Annotated in this window: 17 protein-coding genes; 5 read left to right on the forward strand and 12 right to left on the reverse strand. The window is 37.8% G+C overall.

Translation table 11 applies throughout. From position 1 onward, the window contains the following. Nucleotides 1-88: 88 nt before the first annotated feature. The 6 genes from A1D25_RS06865 to ltnD all read right to left on the reverse strand — a co-directional run bounded on the left by A1D25_RS06865 (nt 89) and on the right by ltnD (nt 6197). Complete coding sequence (locus tag A1D25_RS06865) at nt 89-1555, reverse strand: GntT/GntP/DsdX family permease (protein ID WP_157394953.1); 1467 nt, start codon at nt 1553-1555, stop codon at nt 89-91. Nucleotides 1556-1563: 8 nt separating this feature from the next. Further along, nucleotides 1564-2514 (reverse strand): D-erythronate dehydrogenase, encoded by a 951-nt coding sequence (denD, locus tag A1D25_RS06870; RefSeq protein ID WP_157394954.1) that lies wholly within the window; start codon nt 2512-2514, stop codon nt 1564-1566. 126 nt (nt 2515-2640) lie between these two features. Continuing rightward, nucleotides 2641-3417 carry a 2-oxo-tetronate isomerase gene (gene otnI, locus A1D25_RS06875; protein WP_157394955.1) on the reverse strand — a complete coding sequence of 259 codons (777 nt, stop codon included), beginning with the start codon at nt 3415-3417 and terminating at the stop codon, nt 2641-2643. Between the two features lie 2 nt (nt 3418-3419). Then, nucleotides 3420-4052: a 3-oxo-tetronate 4-phosphate decarboxylase gene (gene otnC, locus A1D25_RS06880; protein ID WP_157394956.1), complete on the reverse strand. Its 633-nt coding sequence runs from the start codon at nt 4050-4052 to the stop codon at nt 3420-3422. Further along, nucleotides 4049-5290, reverse strand: a complete 1242-nt coding sequence (gene otnK, locus A1D25_RS06885; protein WP_157394957.1) for a 3-oxo-tetronate kinase — start codon at nt 5288-5290, stop codon at nt 4049-4051. Before otnK ends, otnC begins: the two co-directional genes overlap by 4 nt. 1 nt (nt 5291) lies before the next feature. Further along, a complete protein-coding gene (ltnD, locus tag A1D25_RS06890; protein WP_157394958.1) occupies nt 5292-6197 on the reverse strand; it encodes an L-threonate dehydrogenase in 906 nt (301 codons plus the stop codon). 168 nt (nt 6198-6365) lie between these two features. Here ltnD and A1D25_RS06895 point away from each other — a divergent pair, with 168 nt between their 5' ends. From A1D25_RS06895 to A1D25_RS06910, 4 genes are all read left to right on the forward strand, one after another. Then, complete coding sequence (locus tag A1D25_RS06895; protein ID WP_157394959.1) at nt 6366-7127, forward strand: DeoR/GlpR family DNA-binding transcription regulator; 762 nt, start codon at nt 6366-6368, stop codon at nt 7125-7127. A gap of 322 nt (nt 7128-7449) precedes the next feature. Continuing rightward, nucleotides 7450-8985, forward strand: a complete 1536-nt coding sequence (locus A1D25_RS06900) for a sugar ABC transporter ATP-binding protein (RefSeq protein ID WP_157394960.1) — start codon at nt 7450-7452, stop codon at nt 8983-8985. An 11-nt stretch (nt 8986-8996) separates the two neighbouring features. Further along, nucleotides 8997-9995 (forward strand): ABC transporter permease, encoded by a 999-nt coding sequence (locus A1D25_RS06905; RefSeq protein WP_157394961.1) that lies wholly within the window; start codon nt 8997-8999, stop codon nt 9993-9995. A 27-nt stretch (nt 9996-10022) separates the two neighbouring features. Beyond that, nucleotides 10023-10970: an ABC transporter substrate-binding protein gene (locus tag A1D25_RS06910; RefSeq protein ID WP_157394962.1), complete on the forward strand. Its 948-nt coding sequence runs from the start codon at nt 10023-10025 to the stop codon at nt 10968-10970. Nucleotides 10971-11086: 116 nt separating this feature from the next. Here A1D25_RS06910 and trpS read toward each other — a convergent pair whose 3' ends face one another. The 6 genes from trpS to tsaA form a co-directional block, all read right to left on the reverse strand. Further along, nucleotides 11087-12115 carry a tryptophan--tRNA ligase gene (gene trpS / locus A1D25_RS06915; RefSeq protein WP_157394963.1) on the reverse strand — a complete coding sequence of 343 codons (1029 nt, stop codon included), beginning with the start codon at nt 12113-12115 and terminating at the stop codon, nt 11087-11089. Nucleotides 12116-12192: 77 nt separating this feature from the next. After that, nucleotides 12193-13527: a phosphoglucosamine mutase gene (gene glmM, locus A1D25_RS06920; RefSeq protein ID WP_157394964.1), complete on the reverse strand. Its 1335-nt coding sequence runs from the start codon at nt 13525-13527 to the stop codon at nt 12193-12195. Between the two features lie 102 nt (nt 13528-13629). Continuing rightward, complete coding sequence (gene ilvA / locus A1D25_RS06925; RefSeq protein ID WP_157394965.1) at nt 13630-15156, reverse strand: threonine ammonia-lyase, biosynthetic; 1527 nt, start codon at nt 15154-15156, stop codon at nt 13630-13632. A gap of 16 nt (nt 15157-15172) precedes the next feature. Further along, nucleotides 15173-15838, reverse strand: a complete 666-nt coding sequence (gene slyD / locus A1D25_RS06930; RefSeq protein WP_157394966.1) for a peptidylprolyl isomerase — start codon at nt 15836-15838, stop codon at nt 15173-15175. 119 nt (nt 15839-15957) lie between these two features. Continuing rightward, nucleotides 15958-16677 (reverse strand): SIMPL domain-containing protein, encoded by a 720-nt coding sequence (locus tag A1D25_RS06935; RefSeq protein ID WP_157394967.1) that lies wholly within the window; start codon nt 16675-16677, stop codon nt 15958-15960. Between the two features lie 224 nt (nt 16678-16901). Next, nucleotides 16902-17639 (reverse strand): tRNA (N6-threonylcarbamoyladenosine(37)-N6)-methyltransferase TrmO, encoded by a 738-nt coding sequence (tsaA, locus tag A1D25_RS06940; RefSeq protein WP_157394968.1) that lies wholly within the window; start codon nt 17637-17639, stop codon nt 16902-16904. 104 nt (nt 17640-17743) lie between these two features. Between tsaA and A1D25_RS06945 the strand changes: the two genes are divergently transcribed. Continuing rightward, nucleotides 17744-18649: a 1,4-dihydroxy-2-naphthoate polyprenyltransferase gene (locus tag A1D25_RS06945; RefSeq protein WP_157394969.1), complete on the forward strand. Its 906-nt coding sequence runs from the start codon at nt 17744-17746 to the stop codon at nt 18647-18649. Nucleotides 18650-18705: the final 56 nt, after the last annotated feature.

Consider the following 18705-nt stretch of genomic DNA (forward strand, 5'->3'; position numbering starts at 1 on the left):
CATTTATCTGACCGTTCATTTAAATAGATGTGATGGACAAAATAGCAACAAAGATTATTTCTCTGTTGCTATTTCTTCATAGAATAAACTAGAATTTTTTGCTTTGTAGATTTACATAAGCAAGAATTGCGACTAGAACACCTACTGGAAGCAATAAATCAGTAATTGAACCATCATTACCCCAAATTAAGTTAGCAAGAATAACTAAGCTACCGCCAATCGCCCAAGCAATTGTTGTTGGTACAGACCAGACGATCATTTGTTTTTTAACATCATTAATTCCCATCATTCGATTAACAACCCAGAATAAGCTGTCATTAAAGTAACCAAAGAATAATGAACCCATAGTAGCAGCTTGAGCAGCGAGTAACATATTTACACCAGGTATTTGAGCTAAAATTGGAGCGGATATAGATGCGGCGGTAATCATTGCAACAGTTCCAGACCCCTGAATGAATCGAACTAAAGTTGATACGATAAATGGAATTAATATTGGTGAAATTGGTAATGCAGCAACTTGTTCTGCAAGCTGTTTACCGGCACCACTATCACGTAATACGGCTCCTAATGCACCACCAGCACCTGTTACTAATAAAATAATACCTGCTGTTTTTACTCCTTCTTCAAGATGAAGTGCAGTTGTGTTTTTATCAGCTTTTGGTAGTAAGGTATATACCGCTACTAGAACACTAATTGCTAGTGCAATCATTGGATGCCCAATAAAGTTAAAGAATTGGTATAAAGAATTTTCTGTTAATGCTGGATTCTCTTTGGTCATTAAACCTAAGATAGCTTTAATAAAGATTAAACCTATTGGTAATAAGATAGGTAACAATGATAAGCCTAAGCTTGGTAACTCTTTTTTCTCACGGTTTTCAATATAATCATCGTATTTTTGTTTTAACTCTTCTTGGGTAAACACTTCTTGATTAAAGGTTGGATATTTTTTGTCTAGCCATTTAGCATATAGAACAATACCAATTACAGGAAGAATAGCCATTGCCATACCAACTAGTAACATTGCTCCAATATCTACACCAAATAATCCAGCAACACCTAATGGACCTGGGGTTGGTGGAACCGTATGGTGAGTAACAACTAATCCACCAGCTAAAGCAACACCTAAGGTTAATAATGAACGTTTACCGTTCTTCGCTAGTGCTTTTGCTACTGGGTATAAGATAACGAATGCAGAATCAACAAAAATTGGGATACTTACTACATACCCTGTAATAGCTAATGCCCATTCTTCTTTCTTCTTACCTAAGAATTTAATGAAACTATATGCCATTTTCTCGGCTGCGCCCGACACTTCAAGGATGCTGCCCATCATAACACCAAGTCCAATAACAATACCGATACCACCGAGAGTACCTCCAAAGCCTTTAGTAATAGCACCTAAAGTATTATCAACGCTCATACCACCAATTAATCCAGCGATAGCAGAAGCAATTAACATTGCAATAAAAGCGTGAACTCTTGTTCTAAGGACTAACACCACAAGTACAAATACTGCAACTAATAACCCTATAATAGGAACGGGTAAACCAAACATGATGCCTCCTATGACATATCACATTGAATAAATTGTTGAATTACATCGACAAAACATTGATCCATACTAAAACCTAAATCTAATGCTTGATGACAATTGATTTGAGCTGGCCAACTTGCCACAATATTGTTGATATTTTCATCAAAATTAAATTTAACTTTTTCTAAAATATCATTACCTTTTACCTTACTAAGATCGGATAACATTTGTTCAACACTCACTGTAAATCCAGGCAGATTAATCGTATGCCAGGATCTTGCTGGTAAAGATGGTAGCGTTAATGCATGAATGAAATTTTTTACAACCGTATTTGGACTAGAAAGCCATAAATTAAGCTTTTTGGAAACAGGACAAATAGCATCTTCACCGTGCAATGGCTCACGGATAATACTGCTTACAAAAGATGATGCAGCTTTGTTTGGTTTTCCCGGACGAATACAAATCGTTGGTAAACGAAGGGTAATACCGTCAATAAATCCCTTTCTCGTATAATCATTGATAAGCAGTTCACTCATTGCTTTTTGTGAACCGTAAGTAGATTGTGGCGTAACAGCGGTATGATCTTGGATAACATTAGGTAAATTCCCTCCATATACAGCCAAGGAACTTGAAAAAATAAACCGTACTTTAGGGTTATTTTTCCGACATACTTCTAATAAATTGCGAGTAGCTAGAAAGTTAATTTCATATCCTAAATCGGGATCCTGCTCTGCATGGCTACTTACTATCGCAGCTAAATGGAAAATAGCATTTGTTCTAGTATCAATAATTTTTTCTAGCCCCTCTGGATTACGTAAATCCATTTCCAAACAACGTACTCTGGGGTCATTATTAGGTGCAATAGGTTGGATAACATCAATTAGAACCAATTCATTTATGGATAAATCTGAATTAGATAACAAAGTTTTAGCAAGACGTTGTCCCAAGAAACCTTGTCCTCCAGTAATAACAATTTTCATTGTATTCTCCTTAAAATTTCTTGCACTTCAGACAAAAATCGCTTGTTTTTGGTGCATTTGGGTGTTTATAGGGTGCAAAAAGCCCTACCCATGAAAAATAGGGCATTTTACGAGAAATTTTATGTTCTACTTGTAAGGTTTAAACCAGTCTAAACCTGCAACAGTGTCAGAACGTGGTTTATATTCACAACCAATGAAGCCTTGATAGCCGATTTCATCAAGTTTATTGAATAAGTATTCATAATTTATTTCTCCTTCATCAGGCTCATGGCGATTGGGTACTGAGGCAATTTGAATATGTGCAATTTTATCTTTCAAGCGGTCAGTTAATTGAGATAAATTACCATCTACATTTTGTGCATGAAAATAATCTAGCTGAATAAATACATTATCACGATCGACTAACTCTACAATTTCTAATGTATCTAGCTGGCTTTTTAATAAATAATTAGGTTTAACTTGAGGGCTAAGTGCTTCTAATAAAATATTGATACCATAAGGCTTAAATTTCTCCGAAGCATAACGAATATTTTTTACAAATGTTTGTTTGTATAGTTCTCTATCGGCCCCCTCTGGTACTACGGCAGCCATAATATGTACATTAGGGCAACCCAACGCTAGGGCGTATTCTAAGGCAAGATCAATATTCTTATGACTGTCTTGTTCACGATTTGGAATAGCAGATATTCCCCACTCTCCAGCATCTATATTGCCCGCAGAAGTATTAAATAGAACTTGTTGTAAATTATACTGATCCAATTTTGCCTTTAGTAAATCTGCTGGATAGTCATAAGGCCAAAGGTACTCTACATATTTGAATCCTGCTTTAGCTGCCGCTTCAAAACGTTCTAAAAAAGGAACTTCGGTAAACATCATTGTTAAATTTGCTGCAAATTTTGGCATTGTTATTTCCCTCGATTTTCAAGATCTTTAATCTCATTTTTTGTTAAATAGCGAATGTTTTGTCCCTGTAAAATAAAATATAATTTGGCTGTTTCTTCTAATTCTTCAGCATTATCAACGGCATCTACCAAGTCTTTACCCGTTACAACAACACCATGATTAGCTAAAAGAAAAGCTTTTCCAGATAAGGCTCTATTTCCTAATTCTCTTGCAATGTTAATATCGCCAGGGCAGTAATAAGGAATAACTGGTAATGCTCCTACACGCATTACATAGTAAGGAGTAAAGGCTTGAATTGCATTTTCGGTATTTAGATTTTCTAAACATGAAAGTGCGGTTAAATAAGTGGAGTGTAGATGAACAATCGCATTACATTCAGGATTCTTGCGATAAATTTCTAAATGGAAGACAGATTCTTTGGATGGTTTATCACCAGATAACAAATTACCTGCAAGATCCAATACAGATAAACGCTCAGCTTGTAATCTACCTAAAGACGATCCCGTTGGGGTAACTAGGATTCTACTTTCATCTAAACGTACTGATAAATTACCTGCGCCACCGACAGTATAGCCACGCTCAAATAATGAGCGCCCTAAATTCGCCATTTCAATTTTTTGCTCTAATTCCGTCATAGAAACATTCCTTGTGCGAAAAAGAAAAAGTCTTCTGTACCAAAATTTCCTGATTTGAGTGCAAGGAAGATATCTTCATCTAAGGCTTTTAACCAAGGTACGCCAGGTGCAATCTGTTTGCCTATGTGGAATCCTGTAAAACCTAGCTGCTGAACAACAATACTCGAGGTTTCTCCACCTGCAGTAATGAAATTCTTAATTCCTTCAGCTTTCAGTTTATCTGCCAATTTTGCAAAAGTATGTTCGATGGACTGACTAGCAACATCTGCACCAAATTTTTGTTGAATTTCTTTTAATTTCTCTGGAGGAACTGTTGCATAAACGATTGGTGCAAACTCGCTTGATAAATTATTTAAAACCCACTGAGCGAGTTCTTCTGCATAGTGAGAATTAGATAAACTTTGCTCAACATCTAAATAAAAGTGCGGTGCGTTTTCTGAATATTTAGCAACTTGCTTATTTGTCATGACCGAGCAAGAGCCTGACAGTATTACAGTCTTGGCTTTTGGTGGAGTAAAGGCATTCTCACCTTTTTTTCCTCCACTAATTTTTGCTGCCATATAGGCAGCAAGCCCTGATCCACCTGTTACTAATTTCATATCCTTAGTTGTTTCTGCAAGTACAGCTAATTGGCTATTATCTACAGAATCCACAACCGCATATTTAAATCCTTGTTGTTTTAATTCAGAAAAACGTTTCTGAACAAACTCAGTACCTTGCATAATATCAGAATAAGTAACAAGCCCAGTTCTGCCTTTTGCCTGCATATCCATTAAGCGTACTAAGTTAGCATCTTTCATTGGTGTGATTGGATGGTTCTGCATTCCAGACTCATTAAGCAAAACATTACCCACAAATAGATAACCATTAAAAATGGTACGCCCATTAATCGGAAGTGCAGGGCAAATCACTGTAAAATCTTCATTTAGTTCTTTAAGCAACGCATCTGTAACAGGACCAATATTTCCGTTTTCAGTACTATCAAATGTTGAACAATATTTAAAATAAAATTGAGTGCAGCCATTATCTTTTAGCCATTTTAGAGCACTCAAAGATTGTTCTATCGCCTCATTCACTGGATTAGAACGAGATTTTAAGCTAATGACGATGGCATCTACTTTGTATGTCAATGATGAGCTAGGTACACCATTCATCTGTACTGTATTTAAACCATTTTCCACTAGGAAACTAGCAATATCACTTGCACCAGTGAAGTCATCTGCAATAACACCTAACATCCTATTTCTCCTGTTTCTTTGGTAAATCAATACCATTAAAAATTTTAATTACCGCACTATCATCTTCTTTTCCGTAACCCGCATTACTTGCTTCGGTAAACATATTAAAAGCGGTGCTTGCTAAAGGTAATGGGAATTTTAAGGATTTAGCTGTATCGGCAACTAACCCTAAATCCTTAACAAAAATATCGACCATTGATAAAGGTGTATAATCACCATCAACAACGTGTTTCATTCTATTTTCGAACATCCAAGAATTACCTGCTGCATTTGTCACAACATCATACATAAGTTCCAATGGGATATTGGCCCTAGCAGCTAGTGCCATCGCTTCAGCCCCAGCAGCAATATGAACCCCTGCTAACAGTTGATGAATAATTTTTACAGTAGATCCCAATCCAATATCTTTACCAATGTTATATACTTTACTTGCTACGGCATCTAGTACAGGTTTTAGTTTGTCAAAAACATCTTGAGAGCCTGAGGCCATTATTGTTATTTCACCTTTTATTGCTTTAGCTGCTCCCCCTGACACCGGCGCATCCAACATAACTAATTCAAGTTCTGTTAATTTTTGTGAAATCTTCTGTGCATCTTCAGCAGACATAGTGGAAGATACCATCACAGGAGTTCCTTTTCTTAGATATCTAGCGATGCCATTTTCACCAAATAAGGCAGAATTTGCTTGGGTAGCATTAACAACTAAAATAACAACAGCATCTAGTTTGTGAGCAAAAAGATTTCCATTGCTACCTATGCCAGTTGCTCCGGCAGCTTTCAACTGCTCCAAAGTTAAGGGATTTAAATCGATACCGTAAGTATCTAACCCTGCATTGATACAAGATATTGCAGCGCCCATTCCCATTGATCCAAGACCAATTACAGCGACAGAATAAGATTTATTCATCTATGTACTCCTCTTAATTAAATATCTTATTAATATATTGCTCTTTTTCCGTTATAAAATCTGTGATCAATATCACAAAATTTAACAATTTGTTATTTTTTGTTAAATTTTGTGATGAGAGAAAATAGGGATATAATTGTTTAAAATGGTTATTTCTAGAAAAATCATATGCTTATTCCAATAGAAAGACAGAAGAAAATTTTAAGTTTAATTGAGATGAATGGTGTAATGAGTATTTCTACACTTGTAGAAATTATCGGAGTTTCTCATATGACCATTCGTCGAGATATTCATAAATTGGAACAATCAGGGAAAGTAATCTCCGTTTCTGGTGGAGTACAATTACTTGAAAGATTAATTACGGAGCCGACAAGAGATGACAAATCTCTACTATATTATGTTGAAAAAGCTAAAATAGGAAAATTGGCTGCTCAAATGATTCTTCCTAAATCGACAATTTATCTAGATGCGGGTTCAACAACATTAGAAATAGCTAAGGAAATCGTAGATAGAGAAGATTTATTGGTTATCACAAATGACTTTGGTATCGCTGAATTTTTAATGCAATATGGGCGATGTGAACTTATGCATACAGGAGGTAGGGTTTGTAAAGAGAATCGTTCCTCGGTCGGAGAATTATCTGCTCAATTTTTAAGAAATATTTCGATCGATATGGCATTTATATCCACATCATCTTGGAATCTGCAAGGAATAACAACTCCCGATGAGAATAAGATTCCTGTAAAGAAAGCTATTATTGAGTCTAGTCAAAAAAATATCTTGGTCAGCGATTCATCAAAATATGGAAAAGTAGCAACTTTCCTAGTGTACCCATTGGATGTTTTTGATCAAATTATTTGTGATCATTCCTTGATATATAATGTAAGAGAAAAGATTATATCTATGAATATTGAATTGCATTTGGTGTAATTCAATTAAGGTCAGAATAGTTTCCTTCTGATAGGGAACTTAGTTTCTATATAATCAAGAGGTAAATTTTTTTGCAAATTTATCAAAGAAACCTACCGCTTAATTATTTTCCTTTCTAATTATGTTTAATTCTGCCCGATTTTCTATTTTTTGATTCAAATCGGGCAGTCTATAAATTCAGAAATTGATTATTTTTGTGAGTTTTATCACAAAATACCCTCTAATCGCGTAAATAACCTTTGTTTTAATACCTTTTTATTTAAATATATTGCTGTTTCTTATTAAGTCTGCGTAAGTTTATATATTAACGGCTGGAGGCAGTATGACCATAGTGAATAGCAATGTGCCGTTGCTCTCAATGAAAAATATAAGCAAATCTTTCGTTGGAGTACAGGCTCTCAAGAATGTTCAACTAGAGCTTCACAAAGGTGAAGCCCACGCATTGATGGGGGAAAACGGAGCTGGAAAATCCACTTTAATGAAATGTTTGATTGGTGTTTATCAAGCTGATGAAGGGGAAATTATTTATAAAGGGAAGAAGGTAAATTATTCTTCTGTATTAGAAGCACAGCACGATGGAATAAGTATGATTTTCCAAGAATTAAATTTAATTCCGCATTTAACTGTTGCTGAAAATATATTCTTTGCTCGTGAACCTGTTAATTTTGGTATTGTTGATAAAGCCAAAATGAATAAAGATGCGGCTGAATTGCTCAATATGTTTGATATTGACGTAGAGCCTACCGATTTAGTTAAAGATCTTTCTGTTGCTCGTCAGCAGATGGTTGAAATAGCTAAAGCACTTTCTTTTGATGTTGAAGTTTTAATTATGGATGAGCCAACTTCAGCTTTAACCGAAAAAGAAATTGAGAAATTATTTGAATTAGTTCGTCGTTTAAAAGCGAAAGGAGTGTGTATTGTTTATATTTCACATCGTATGGATGAATTAAAACAAATTTGCGACCGTATTACGATTTTTCGTGACGGAACTTACGTCTCTAGTCATCATTTTGATGATATTACAATGGATGAAATCATCACAAAAATGGTTGGGCGTACCTTAGACAACCATTTCCCACCGAAAACCGCTCAAATTAGTGATGAAATTCTATTATCCGTAATGAATGCTGAGCGTTATGGTGTTTTTGAGCCTCTTAATTTTGACTTACTTAAAGGAGAAGTTTTAGGTATTACGGGGTTAGTTGGTGCAAAACGAACTGAGCTTGCAAGAGCGATATTTGGTGCAGATCAGTTAGATGCAGGTGAAATTTATGTGCGTAATAAGAAAGTGGTGATTCGTGATCCGTCAGACTCAATTAAGGCAGGAATTGCTTACCTTTCCGAAGATCGCAAGTTAAATGGTGTCGCAGTACGAATGAGTATTCGTGAAAATATTACTATGGCATCAATGGACAAAGTAACCGATCAGCTTGGTGTGATTTCTCACACAGAAGAATTGAAAGCCAGTGATACTTTCATTAAGAAAATGGAAATTAAAACACCAACGCCAGAGCAACTTGTGAATAATTTAAGTGGTGGAAACCAACAAAAAGTCGTTATTGGTAAATGGTTATTCCGAGATGCGAATGTAATGATTTTTGATGAGCCTACTCGTGGTATTGATGTGGGGGCTAAGTATGCAATTTATCAACTGATTGATGAGCTTGCAGCGAATGGCGTGGGAGTTATTGTTATTTCGTCTGAACTTCCTGAGATCCTAGGTATTACGGATCGAGTTATTGTAATGCGAGAAGGACGTATGACAGGTATGTTAGAAACGAAAAAAACAAATCAAGAAGAGATTATGCAGTATGCCACTGGCGTAAAAAATATGTTTAGTCACGAATATAAAAACTAAGGAGTAATCAAATGAACGATAAATACAAAGATATGCTACGAAAAATGGCAGCATTAGCAGGATTAGTATTGTTAGTTATTTTCTTTAGCGTGACTAACGAATACTTCTTTACGTCAAATAATATTATGACAGTAGGGTTACAAACTTCAACCATCGCCTTAATTGGTATTGGGGCGACCTGTGTCATTTTAACAGGTGGAATTGATTTAAGTACAGGCTCTGTTGTGGCTCTTTCAGGAGTCGCTGCTGCTATGATCGTCAATGCGGGAGTTCCAGTACCTATTGGAATGGTATTTGGTATTTTAGTTGGTGGGATTTGTGGTTTGATTAACGGGATTTTAGTCACTCGAATGAAACTTCCGCCATTCATTGCTACACTCGGTATGATGATGGTCGCTCGCGGTTTGGCTCTTTATGTAACGAATGCCGCCCCTGTATCTGGGATGCCAGAGTCTTTCGCTGCTTTAGGTAATGGTGCTTTATTTAAAATTGTAGAAGAAGGCTCGAATGGTTTACCTAAAGTTGTCTTTGCTGGCATTCCATACCCTGTGATTATTATGATCTTTATTACTGTCCTATTCACATTTGCTCTGACAAAATTAAAAGTAGGGCGTTATATCTATGCGATTGGCTCCAATGAAGAAGCCGCACGTTTATCAGGTATTAAAACTAACGTAATTAAAATTTATGCCTATGTTGCCAGTGGTTTACTTTCTGGTTTAACAGGCGTAATCCTTGCATCTCGTCTTGTTACCGCACAACCAAATGGTGGGGTTTCTTATGAATTAGATGCAATTGCAAGTGCAGTAGTCGGGGGAACATCGTTGATGGGCGGTGTGGGTACAATTCCTGGCACGTTAATTGGGTCATTCATTATCGGTGTACTCCGTAATGGTTTGAATATGAATGGCGTATCATCGTTTGTACAAATGATTGTTATCGGTTTGGTGATTATCGTTGCGGTTTCTTTAGACCAATTACGTCAATCTAAAAAACTTGGTAAAAAATAATCTGTTGATCCTATAGGAGATTTAACTATGAAAAAATTAGCAATCGTAACCGCAACTGTATTAGGTTTATCAACCCTTTTCGCAGGCTCTGCTTGGGCAAAATCTGATGAAATTGCTGTTATCGTAAAATCAGCGAACTCTACTTTCTGGCAAAATGTGCGTAAAGGTGCAGAAACTGCAGGTAAAGATATGGGAGATAAATATAAAGTTACTTTCCAAGGTCCTGAAGCAGAAACAGCAATCGATGCCCAAGTAAATATGGTTGATAATGCAGTAAATCGTGGGGTTGCAGGTATTGTTCTTGCTGCATCTGATCCTGTTGCTCTTGTTCCAGCAGTGAAAAAAGCCTATGAAAGCGGTATTCCTGTCGTATTGATTGATTCTGGCTTAAATAGCGATGGTAAATATTATCAATCTTTCCTTGCTACGGATAATCGTGCGGCAGGCAAACTTGCAGCTGAAAAACTACTCGCTAAAGTAAAAAGCGGTAAAGTTGCTGTGATGTCATTTACTCAAGGTGCAGCCTCTGCCATTGAGCGTACAGGTGGGTTTATTGATGAAGTTAAAGCAAAAGCAGATTATAAATTAATTGGCCCATATTATTCTGATTCAGAAATGGTAAAAGCATTAAACCAAACAGAAGACGTATTAGGTTCTAACCCAGATATTGCGGCAATCTTTGGGGCAAATGAACCAACTGCCGTAGGTATGGCTCGTGCAGTAAAACAAAAAGGCTTTGCGGGCAAAATTGTTGCCGTTGGCTTTGATGGTAACTCAGATCTACAAAACTTTGTACGTGATGGAACTTTAGACGGTATTGTGGTGCAATCATCTTACCAAATGGGCTATAAAGGTATTGATACTATCGGCAAACTCATTAAAGGTGAGAAAGTTGAGAAATTTATCGATACTGGTGTCGTTTATGTTACCAAAGATAATATAGATTCAGAAGAAGCTAAAGGCGTTCTGTACTAATTTAAATAAAATTGCCCTATCGCTTTATAAGTATAGATAGGGCAGTTTAAATTAGTTAGATTAGGATTGGCTTAAAGCACTTAATTGCATAAAGCTTTAAGCCATCTTTTTAAGGATTACACCACAAATCCCACCGCTTGATAGACTTGTTTTAATGTTTCTTGAGCTTTGGAGCGTGCTTTTTTCGCACCTTCTTGATAGATTTTTTCAAGTAGAGCTTCATCATTACGGAAATGATGATAACGTTCTTGTAATTGACTTAACATTGCAGAAACTTCATCGGCTACGGCAGTTTTTAGATGTCCATACATTTTGCCTTCAAATTCAGCTTCTAGTTGCGGAATAGTTTTACCTGTTACGCTTGCCAAAATATCAAGTAGATTCGACACGCCTGGTTTTTCTTTCACATCGTAACGTACAACAGGTGGCTCATCACCGTCTGTCATTGCTCGCTTAATTTTTTTCGCAACCGATTTCGGATCTTCTAATAAACCGATAACGTTATTGCGGTTATCGTCTGATTTTGACATTTTTTTGGTTGGCTCAAGTAATGACATTACTCTTGCCCCTGTTTTAGCAATGAAAACTTCAGGTACTGCAAATAAGGTTTCTGTGATATTACCCTCTTCATCTTTTTTACCGTATAGGGCATTAAAGCGGTTAGCAATATCACGGGTAATTTCTAAATGTTGTTTTTGGTCATCGCCAACAGGTACTTGATTTGCTTGATAGAGCAAAATATCTGCCGCCATTAGCACTGGGTAAGTGAATAACCCTACATTGACATTATCTTCGTGGCGAGCGGATTTATCTTTAAATTGGGTCATACGTCCCATTTCACCGAAATAAGTATAGCAATTCAAAATCCACGCCAATTGTGAATGTTCTGGCACGTGGGATTGAATAAAGATAGTGCTTTTTTCTGGATCAATGCCACAAGCTAGATAGATTGCTAGGGTGTCTAAAGTGGCTTTGCGTAAGGCTTCTGGATCTTGGCGGACGGTGATGGCGTGTAAATCAACGATACAGAATAAGCAGTCATAATCATCTTGCATTTTCGTCCATTGACGTAAAGCCCCTAAATAGTTGCCTAAACTTAATTCACCTGATGGTTGAACGCCACTAAATACGATTGGTTTTGACATTGTTTTTTCTCTTTAAAATTTCGATAAGATAAGCGGTTTGATTTTGGCAGAATTTTTCAACTAATTGACCGCTTGTTTTAATTACGTTTTATTGCTTCGACAATTTCTTCTGCACAGCGTTGTGCAAGTTCACCATCTTCACATTCGACCATTACACGAATAAGTGGCTCTGTGCCTGATTTACGCAGTAGAATACGTCCTTTTCCTGCTAAGCGTTGTTCCACATCTGCGGCAACTGCTTTAACTTCGGCACTTTCAAGTGGGTTTGCCCCTCCTGCAAAACGCACATTGAGTAGCACTTGTGGGAACAGAGGTACAGCCTTGGCTAATTCATTTAAACTGAGCTTATGGCTTGCCATTGCACCTAAAACTTCAAGAGAAGCAATAATGCCATCGCCCGTTGAGTTTTTATCAAGCACAATGATATGCCCTGAATTTTCACCGCCAAGTTTCCAGCCTTTTTCTTTCAGTTGTTCTAGCACATAGCGGTCACCGACATTAGCACGCACAAACGGAATGGCAAGTTGTTTGAGTGCAATTTCAAGGCTCATATTACTCATTAGCGTACCTACAACGCCACCCTGTAATTTACCAGCACGCAAGGCTTCACGAGCAATAATAAAGAGAATTTGGTCGCCATCAACTTTATTTCCTAAGTGATCTACCATAATTAAACGGTCGCCATCGCCATCATAAGCTAAACCAACGTCAGCCCCAACTTCTACAACAACTTTTTGTAAGGCTTTAATGTCTGTTGCCCCGCATTTTTCATTGATATTTAAGCCGTCTGGGTGAGTGCCGATCTCAATTACTTCCGCCCCTAGTTCACGCATTACGTTGGGAGCAATGTGATAAGTCGCACCATTCGCACAATCCACGACGATTTTATAGCCTTCAAGGCTTAAATGAGCAGGGAAAGTACTTTTACAAAATTCAATATAACGCCCAGCTGCATCAGTGATACGGCTTGCACGTCCAAGCTCCGCAGATTCTACGCAATCCATCGGCTGATCAAGCATCGCTTCGATGGCTTCTTCTATTTCATCAGGTAGTTTTTCGCCACTTGCCGAGAAAAATTTAATTCCGTTATCATAATAAGGATTATGTGATGCGGAAATCACAATACCCGCTTCCGCTCGGAATGTACGGGTTAAATAGGCAATAGCAGGGGTTGGCATTGGGCCTGTGAATGCTGCAGATAAACCAGCTGCTGCGAGTCCTGCTTCAAGAGCAGACTCCAACATATAGCCTGAAATACGAGTATCTTTACCGATCAATACCTTTTTTGAGCCTTGTGTTGCAAGGATTTTACCTGCTGCCCAACCTAATTTTAAAGCAAACTCTGGAGTGATAGGGAAAGTGCCCACTTTGCCACGTACACCATCGGTGCCAAAATATTTACGTTCTGCCATAGAAGTATTCTCTTAATCTATTTGATTATTGTTCGATCATAAGCGGTGAGATGACAGCTAAAATTTGCAAAAAATTAGCTATAACCCACCGCTTGTTTTCGTTTATTTTAAAAAATATTGATAGGCTGGGCTATTGCTTACATTCTGGTAGCGATAGCCAAGTTTCTCTAAATCTTGTTGGAATTGAAGATGCTGAGAGTCTGTCAGCACAAAAGCTGCCAAAATATCGCCATAGTCCGCACCGTGAGCACGATAATGGAAGAGGGAAATATCCCAGTTCATCAGCGTTTGTAAGAATTTCAACAATGCACCTTTTTGCTCTGGAAATTCAAAGCTATATAACTGCTCTTGAGCGATAGATGTTGGACGCCCACCAACCATATAGCGAATATGCGTTTTGGCAATATCATCTTCAGATAAATCAGTTACATCATAATGATGTTGCTGTAACTCTTTGATAATTTCTAGCTTTTCGCTATTTCCTGAAATTCTGACCCCAACAAAGATACAGGCTTTATGATCATCTGCGTGACGATAATTAAACTCTGTAACAGCACGATTACCCAAAATTTCGCAGAATTTTAAGAAACTTCCTTTTTGTTCAGGAATCGTGACCGCTAATAAGGCTTCGTGTTTTTCTCCGATCTCACAACGCTCAGAAACATAACGTAGGGTGTGGAAATTTAGGTTTGCTCCAGACAGGATACAAGCTACATTTTTGCTTTGTAGTTTGTGTTGTGAAAGATATTTTTTCAATCCAGCCAATGATAGTGCCCCTGAAGGCTCTGCAACTGCTCGCACATTTTCAAAAATATCCTTTAAAGCAGCACAGATTTCATCATTATCAACTAACACGACATCATCAATATATTGTTGGCATAAACGGAAAGTTTCATCGCCAATCCGTTTAACTGCAACACCATCGGCAAATAGCCCAACACGTTCTAGGTCTATCGGCTCACCCGCTTGTAAAGCGTGGAATAAGCAAGCGGAATCTTTAGATTCAACCCCGATCACTTTGATGCTTGGCATAAGCTGTTTGATCAGTACCGCTACACCTGCTGCCAAACCACCACCACCGACAGGTACAAAAATATAATCAAGCTCGCTTTGCTGTTGAAGTAACTCCATACCAATAGCTCCTTGCCCAGCAATCACTAACGGGTGATCGAAAGGGTGTACAAAGGTCATATTCAGTTCTTGAGCTAATTCAATCGCTTTGGCTTTCGCTTCATCAAAGTTTGCACCGTAGAGTAACACTTCTCCACCAAAGCCACGCACTGCATCAACTTTGATTGATGGGGTATTCTGTGGCATTACAATTAAGGCCCGCAAGCCTAAATGTTTGGCAGAAAGTGCAACACCCTGTGCGTGATTACCCGCAGATGCAGCAATTACGCCAGCGGCTTTTTGAGTAGGGGAAAGACTGGAAATCATCGCATAAGCACCACGCAATTTAAAACTATGCACAGGCTGACGATCTTCACGTTTGATATAGATAGCATTGCCCAAGCGTTCCGACAGTTTTTCCATTTTCTGTAATGGCGTTACTTGAGCAAGATCATAAATTTTAGAGCTTAAAATGGTACGGAGATAATCCATACCACTTTGTAATGATATTTCACTCATTGGCTACATAACCAAATTAGTGTTTATGGCAATGTTCGCCTGCTGTATGATGATGGTGATGATCTTCATCACAACATTCGCCATTGTGGTGATGGTGGTGATGCTCATCACAGCAGCCTTCGTGAGCTTCTTCATAGTGGTGATGATGGTGATGATGACCGCCACAACCACAACCGTGATGTTCTTCATCACTATCGTGACCGCCACAACAACCGCCTTCTGAATGGATATGTCCGTGAGCGATTTCTTCTAATGTTGCTTCACGAGTTGCTACCACTTCAACGCTGAATAATAATTCTTGACCTGCAAGCATATGGTTACCATCAACCACAACTTCATCGCCTTCAATGGCAGTAATCACAACAGGTAATGGACCTACATCAGTATCCGCAATAAAACGCATACCGACTTCAAGCTCATCAACTCCCATAAATACATCTTTTGGTACACGTTGCACCATATTTTCGTTGTATTCACCATAACCTTCTTCTGGTTTTACTCGCACTTCAAATACATCGCCAACCGCTTTACCTTCTAACGCATTTTCTAAGCCGATAACTAAATTATTATGACCGTGTAAATATTCAAGTGGTTGCTCAACAGGTGCTTCATCCACTAATACACCATCTTGGGTACGAACTTGATAAGCGATACTTGGTACAACATTTTTTGCGATTTTCATAGGAATTCCTTAGTTTTAAATAAAATGTGAAAAACGGTATCCATTGTAGGCTTGTTATAGGGGATTTGCAAATTTTCTACATTAAGATACCGCTTGTTGGAGCATAATCTACAGCACTATTATTTTTGATCAAAAATAACAGTACCTGTTGCAGTAGCTGAAATCGTTTCTTTGCCTGCTTCAAGTGGTAGGTTTTCATAGGCTTTGTCCATTGATGCAGCGAAGGCAGATTTTGCTCGGAAGACACTTGGTGCAGATTCACCATTTGGTGTGTTTAATTGTACGCTACTCAGTGTATAACGCTTCGCATTAATGCCTTTTTGAATGACTTCAGCTTTATGTTGAAATTGCTTAATAATATCCAATGTCATTTCATCTTCTAACATTGCCATTGTTTCAGGAGAAACACTAAAATCAATATAGCTAATCGCAATCTTTTCCCCTAAATTATCCAACACCTTCGCCATTGCTTCAAAATCTTTACTTTTTAATGTGATTCGCCCTTCTGTAATCCAGCCATTTACTCTGTTCTTATTATCATAATTAGGCGAATTACTCACACCATCGGCAGAAATCTCAATAGCAGGATAGGCTTTGGCAACTTCAAGTAATTTATTTAACTCCACTGAAACTTCTTTTTTTAATTCCGTTAAATTTTTACCTGATTTATGACTATATAGTCCAACTTGCATTAGATCTTTATCGACAATGCGATTGACTTGTGTCGAAAAAACAAAAGATTGTTCTTTACTGGTTTGTGAAGTATCAGCCAATGCAGGAGCAGACATTGTTGCAACCACAAGCGGTAAGATCGCAAAGATTTTTTGTAACTTTTTCATAGAGAGTTCCTTAAAAAATAAAAACGTCTGTTAGAAAAGAAAGCATTATATCAGACTGATGACAAACCCCAATTTGTTGTATTCAATAAACGGACGCCAGCGTGGCGTCCCTACATAACAAAATAAAATCTGTTATTTTTCAATTGGTTATAACTTTCCTTGTAGGGGCGCCACGCTGGCGTCCGAATGAAAAAAGACTTTGTCAATAATCTGATTATATTAGTTCAATCTTGCACATCAACTACAACGGCTTTATTCGGGTTTTGTTCATCAATTCGCCATAAAATATTATGCTGAGCTAAACACATTCCATAAGTACGCTGGCTAATTTTACCCTGTTGATAAGCAGGACGGGGATCTTGAGCAATCACATCAGCAATGAATTGTTCGGGAAATTGAATACCAAATTTTGCAAATTTTACGCTTGATCTTACCGCTTGTTGAGCGTTGAGACTAAACTCTACCGCCAATGTGGCTTGTGGTTTTTGTTGAGCAAAACCAGATCGAGCATCAGGTTCACTATCGGCGTAAGCAATGTAAGGCTTAATATCAAAAATAGGCGTTCCATCGACTAAATCGACACTCCCTAAAATTAAATTCACTTCGCCTTGGGTGATCTCAACATCTTTTAATTCAACTTTGGATAAACCTAGTGGGTTAGGGCGATGGGTTGCTCGGCTGGCAAAAACACCAACACGTTCATTTCCCCCTAAACGAGGTGGACGAACAGTGGCGTGCCAATGGCGTTCAGGAATTTGATGAAAATGAAAAATCAACCATAAGTGGCTAAACTCCGTTAGTCCCCTTACTGAATCGGGGTGGTTATAAGGTGGCAATAAGCGTAAAATCCCTTTTCCTTCTTGTACTAAATTAGGCTGACGTGGCACAGCAAACTTTTCACCATAGGGGCTTTGGATAATACCAATCGGCGAAAGTGTCAAATTAACGTTAGAATTTTGCATAAAATTGATCTTTTTCTGTTAAAAATCAAAAACCTGATGGCTATTTTGTAATAATATGCCACACTTTAAAAGTAAAATCTCGGAACAGTTTGATTAGTATTGATATGAATAAACACTCAACTTTTGCTATTTGGTTTAGTACCGCTAGACCTAAAACCTTACCGCTAGCACTTGCTTCTATTTTAGTGGGGGCAGCATTAGCACATTGGGCAGACGCTTTTAATGGGCTCACCACCTGTCTTGCTCTTTTAACTACCGTATTACTGCAAATCTTATCTAACTTTGCCAATGATTATGGCGATCATTTAAAAGGCTCTGATACAGCAGAACGTATCGGGCCACTGCGAGCAATTCAACAAGGGGCAATTTCAGGCGAACAGCTGAAGAAATCATTATATGTAGTCGCTAGTTTTGCCTTTTTATCAGGTGTCGTGTTAATTGGTTATTCATATCAAACGTGGCAGGACTTATTAGCCTTTATTGGCTTAGGCGTGGTTGCGATTATTGCGGCAATTACTTATACCGTGGGTAAAAAACCTTATGGTTACTTAGGCTTAGGCGATATCTCGGTGCTTATCTTTTTTGGTTTCTTGGCGGTTATTGGCACATTTTATTTACAAGCTCATAGCATACCAACCATTATTTTATTGCCGGCTTTCGGGTGTGGATTATTAGCGGTTGCGGTATTAAATATCAATAATCTACGAGACATCAATCAAGATAAGGCAGCAGGGAAAAATACTCTCATTGTGCGTATTGGTAGCAAAAATGGACGCATTTATCACCTTCTATTACTAACACTAGCGGTGCTTTCTTATCTGATTTTTGCAATAAGTGTTTTGAACCATTGGTACAATTTCTTATTTTTACTTACCCTACCTTTATTGATCAAACACGCCCTGTTTGTTTATCGCCATAAAGACCCGATTGAACTGCGACCTTTACTTGGACAAATGGCAGGACTAGCGTTACTGACAAATTTATTATTTAGCTTAGGAATAGTGCTTTAATCTAAAAAAAACAAGAGTTAATTTATTTCAATAAATTCAGACCGCTGACAAACCCT

It is taken from the genome of Ursidibacter arcticus, from assembly GCF_009761375.1.
Classification (GTDB): Bacteria; Pseudomonadota; Gammaproteobacteria; order Enterobacterales; family Pasteurellaceae; genus Ursidibacter; species Ursidibacter arcticus.